General features: G+C 71.0%; 3 protein-coding genes. All 3 read left to right on the forward strand.

Features of this window, described 5'->3' with window-relative positions:
* The coding region (gene zomB / locus B4M60_RS05815) for a flagellar motor control protein ZomB (protein ID WP_291081174.1) at window positions 1–1,868 on the forward strand (1,868 nt) is incomplete at its 5' end.
* Window positions 1,869–2,062: 194 nt separating this feature from the next.
* Window positions 2,063–3,187: an alpha/beta hydrolase gene (locus tag B4M60_RS05820; protein ID WP_291081176.1), complete on the forward strand. Its 1,125-nt coding sequence runs from the start codon at window positions 2,063–2,065 to the stop codon at window positions 3,185–3,187.
* A 240-nt stretch (window positions 3,188–3,427) separates the two neighbouring features.
* A partial coding sequence (locus B4M60_RS05825; protein WP_291081178.1) for an alpha/beta hydrolase-fold protein occupies window positions 3,428–4,953 on the forward strand: 1,526 nt, incomplete at its 3' end.

Raw genomic sequence — 4,953 nt, forward strand, 5'->3', positions numbered from 1 at the left:
ACGGCCCGGTGTTCAACGCCGGCGAGCGGGTCGAGGCCAACACCTCGACGGCCTGGACCTACCTGACCCTGCTGGGCGGCTGGGTGGCCGGACCGGTGCGGCTGGAGTACGTGGTGCTGGCGCTGTCGCTGGCGCTCAGCGTCGCCGGGGTGGTGCTGGCGATGCTCGGCGCGGCCCGGCTGTACGCGCCCAGCCTGGTCGGCCGCAACGCGCTGCTGCTGCCGGCCGGCGCGCTGGTCTACATCGCGATCCCGCCGGCCCGCGACTTCGCCACCTCCGGCCTGGAGACCGGGCTGGCGCTGGCCTACATCGGGCTGCTCTGGTGGATGATGGTGTGCTGGTCGCAGCGGGTGCGCCTGCCGGTGCCCGACCCGGCCGACCCGACCGGCCCGGCCGGCGAGCGCCGCGCCGTGGCCTTCACCGCGGCGGTCTCCGCGGTCGCCGGCGCCAGCGTGCTGGTCCGCCCGGAACTCGCCCTGCTCGGCGTGCTGGCGCTGCTGCTGCTGTTCATCGCCGCACCCGGCTGGCGTCGCCGGGCGGTGGTTTTCGTCGCCGGCGGCCTGCTGCCGGTCGGCTACCAGATCTTCCGGATGGGCTACTACGCCATCCTGGTGCCGCACCCTGCGATCGCCAAGGATGCCAGCGGCGCCAAGTGGGGTCAGGGCTTCACCTATCTGGGCAATCTCTTCGGGCCGTACACGCTGCTGCTGCCGGTGATCCTGGCGGTGCTGGTGGCCGCCGTGATCGTGGCCACGCGGGTGCGCAGCCACGATCCGGCGCAGATCGACCCGCACGCGCACATCGCCGACGACATCCCGGACATCATGGAGCCGGTCGCTTCGCGGCCGCGGAACCTGGCCGCCCGGTGGGTCGACTTCCAGGCGCGGCTGCAGCAGCCGAGCACGGTGGTCATCACGGTCGCGACCGCGGGAGCGCTGCTCACGCTGTACTGGCTGCGTCAGGGCGGCGACTTCATGCACGGCCGCGTGCTGCTGCCGTCCCTGTTCCTGTTCCTCCTGCCGGTCTCCGTGGTGCCCCTGCCGGTCGGTCCCGCGCACGGGCCCGACGACGCCCGGGTGCGCCGGGTGGCAGTCCCCGTTGTCGTCGGTGCGTGGCTCGTCGTCGTCGGATGGGCGGTGACCGTCCAGGTCACCCAGGACCCGTTCCGCGACCAGCCGGAGACCATCACCGCGGCGGGGATCGTCGACGAGCGGCAGTACTACATCCAGCGGACCGGCCACCGGCACCCGGTGCTCGCCGAGGACTACCTGGACTTCCCCCGGATGCGGGCCCTGGTGCGTGAGGTGGAGGCCAACGACACGGGGGCGGTGTTCCTCCCGGTGCCGGGGTTCCAGGACCGCTGGGACGTGGTGGCCTACGACCACCCGTTGCCGGGCATGGCGCCGTTCGAGCTGCCCGACGAGCCGATCAAGACCGTCGTGTTCCTCAACCTGGGCATGACCAGCATGAACCTCCCGCTCGACGTGGACGTCTACGACACCGTGGGCTTGGCCGCGCCGTTGGCCGCGCACACCGACCGCATGGAGGACGGGCGGATCGGTCACGACAAGTTCCTGCCCTACGACTGGGTGCTCGCCCGGACCGGCGTGATCGAGGACCCGGTCAACCTCCCCCGGTGGGTGGACGTCAACTGGGTGCTCCAGTCCGAGGTGGCGTTGCAGTGCCCGGCGACCCAGGCGCTCATCGAGTCGTACTCCGGCCCGTTGACCCCGGAGAGGCGGTGGTCCAACCTCGTGAACGCATTCTCATTCGCCGAGTATCGGATCAACAGAATCCCTGCGTATGAGGTGCAGCGATGCGGTCTGCCGATGCCTGAGAAGGTGGAGAAGTACCAGGGCACTCGGTAGGGTTGCGCCTACTGTTGTCTCGAATCGATAACAGTCGGGGGTCGATTCAGCCCCTGACCTGTAACACCTGTCCCACAATGCGCGACAGTAACGATGTCGCAGTTCCGGTCCTCCCCTGGTGGGTCCGGTCCGATGGACGTCACCGATGCCCCGGAGATCCTGGGGGCACCAGGAACGAACAAAGGAACCAACGCATGTCCCAGACCACCCTCCGGCGCAAGTTCGCCGCCGGGCTCACCGCCCTGGCGACGGCCGCGGGCCTCGTCGTGAGTGCGCCGGCCCTCGTCGGCGCCCAGGCCACCGAGCAGGGCTCCTCCGCGAGCCTCGGTTCCGGCGGCTCCGCCGGTGCGCCGCCGCCGGCGCCCGCATTCCGGCCGGCCGGGGGCAACGAGAACCCGGTGGGCAACCGGAACTGGCTGCGCCCCGGCTGCACGTGGGACCCGGTCGCCTCCTGGGTCCAGCTGTGCGAGGTCTGGTCCCCGGCCATGAACCGGCCGATCAAGGTCCAGGTCCAGCCCGCCCGCTACGGCGGCAACGCCGGCCTCTACCTGCTCGACGGCCTGCGCGCGCGCGACGACTGGAACGCGTGGACCCACGACGCCCAGGCCCAGCGCATCTTCCTGCAGGACAACATCACGCTGGTCATGCCCGTCGGCGGGCAGGTCTCCTTCTACTCCGACTGGGATCGGCCCATCAACCTGGGCGGCACCCTCCTGGAGTACAAGTACGAGACGTTCCTCACCCGTGAGCTGCCCGGGTACCTGCAGGCCAACTTCGGCGTCCGCACGGACAACAACGCGATCGCCGGACTGTCCATGGGCGGCTCCGCGGCCGCCATGCTCGCGGCCGATCACCGCGACCAGTTCAAGCAGGTCTCGGTCTTCTCCGGCTACATGAACACCACCGCGCCGGGGATGTACACCATGCTCCCGCTGGCCATGTTCGACCAGTGCAGGTGCGACCCCTTTGCCATGTGGGGCCTGCCGGGCTCGCCGCGCTGGGGCCAGAACGACCCGTTGCTCAACGCCGGCAAACTGCGCGACATCCCGATGTACATCACCGCGGGCTCGGCCATCCCGGGCCAGTACGACCAGCCCTCCAGCCTGCAGGCCGTGTTCAACACGTTCAACGGCATCATCCTCGAGGGGCTCTCGCGGGGATCGACCATCGCGTTCCAGAACACGCTGAACGCCGCACCGAACAAGGCGAGGTTCGACTACCGCACCACCGGGGTCCACGGGTGGGGCTACTGGAACGACGACCTGATCGCCGCCAGGTCGGCCCAGATCCTCGACGTGATGGACGCCCACGGCTGGTGATCCCGCCGACTTAGCAGACGAATCGGGCTCGTGTCAGCGAGTCCTCACCCGTCACACCGGGGCCCCGTGCGTAGATTCTCGTGCGGGGCCCCGGTCGTTGGTGACCACCGGGTTCGGCCGCGGGAGGGGAACCCGCGGGCGCGCTGCGGGCCGGGGCCACGGGCACGACCGGCCGGGTCGCACGACCGACCCGGCCGCGAGACACTTCGGCGACGACGCGGCAAGGAAGAGAACAACACCATGGCGACCCCCAGCGCACACGCGAACCCCCGCACCCGGTGGGCGTCCCTCCTCGCGGCCCCCCTGGTGGTGGGTGTGGTGGGATCCGGCCTCCTCGCCCCGCCGGTCGCGGTGGCGCAGGAGACCCCCGCCCGGGTGAGCCCGGGCGCGCAGTCGCCCACCCCGGGCCCCGCCACCCCGGAGAACGTCCCGGACGCACCGTCGCTGCGGGTCCCCTCCGCCCCGCCGTCGGGTGTCCGGCTGGAGAGGGTGGAGTGGAAGACGGCCAACCGCGTCGCGCTGTGGGTGCAGTCCCCGGCCATGGGGCAGGCGATCCAGGTGCAGCTGATGCTCCCGGCCGCGTGGAACGCCGAGCCCGATCGCACCTACCCGTCGCTGCTGCTGCTGGACGGCCTGCGCGCGCGGGGTGACGCGAGCGGGTGGACGCTCGAGACCAAGATCTCCCAGTTCTTCGACGCGAAGAACGCGATCATCATCCTGCCCGTCGGCGGCGAGTCGAGCTTCTACACGAACTGGGTGGCGGACGCCAAGGGCTCGGCCTACCAGTGGGAGACGTTCCTCATGCAGGAGCTGCCGCCCCTGCTGGCCCGCGACTGGCGGGTCGGCGACAAGCACGGTGTGGCCGGCCTGTCGATGGGCGGGACGGCCGCCATGATGCTCTCCCAGCGCTACCCGGAGCACTTCCGGTTCGCCGGCAGCTTCTCGGGGTTCCTCGACACCACGAGCTTCGGCATGCCCGAGGCGATCAAGGTGGCCATGCAGGACGCCGGTGGCTACTCGGCGGAGAACATGTGGGGTCCCCTCGGCTCGGCCCGCTGGCAGGAGCAGGATCCCAAGCTCCACGCGGAGAGGCTGCGCGGTCGGAGCGTGTACGTCTCCGCGGGCAGCGGCAACACCGGTCCCTGGGATCAGCCGTCCGGGCTGCCCGACATCCCGGCCAACTTCCCCGGCTACGGTCTCGAGTTGCTCTCCCGGATGACCACCCAGACGTTCGTCAACAAGGCCCGCGGGGCCGGCGTCGACGTCACGGCCAACTTCCGGCCGTCGGGAACCCACACGTGGCCGTACTGGCAGTTCGAGATGACCCAGGCGTGGCCGCAGTTCGCAGGGGCGGTGGGGATCGAGAACGTCGAGGCGCCGTGCGCGCCCGTGGGAGCGATCAGGGCCCTCGCCGAGCGTCAGCCGGCGCTGGGACCCTGTCTCACCGGCGAGTACGACGTCAAGGGCGGCAAGGCCGCGGACTTCCGCTTCGGACGCGTGTTCTGGTCCGAGCAGACCGGGGCGCAGTCGGTGCTCGGGGCGATCGGCGCCGCGTACCAGGCGGAGGGCGGGCCCGGCGGGCCACTGGGCCTGCCGACCTCGGGGGAGACCGCCACGCCGGACGGCAAGGGGCGTTTCACGCAGTTCCAGAACGGCGTCATCTACTGGTCGCCGACCACCGGCGCGCACGCGATCCGCGGGGCGATCCGGGCCATGTGGTTCGACCGCGGCGCCGAACGCGGCGAGCTGGGCTACCCGACCACCGA

The organism is Dietzia sp. UBA5065 (assembly GCA_002415925.1).
In the GTDB taxonomy this organism is placed as follows: domain Bacteria; phylum Actinomycetota; class Actinomycetes; order Mycobacteriales; family Mycobacteriaceae; genus Dietzia.

Excerpts from the sequence above, each read along its gene's own strand:
- B4M60_RS05820 (WP_291081176.1), top strand. The coding sequence starts at position 2,063 with ATGTCCCAGACCACCCTCCGGCGCAAGTTCGCCGCCGGGCTCACCGCC.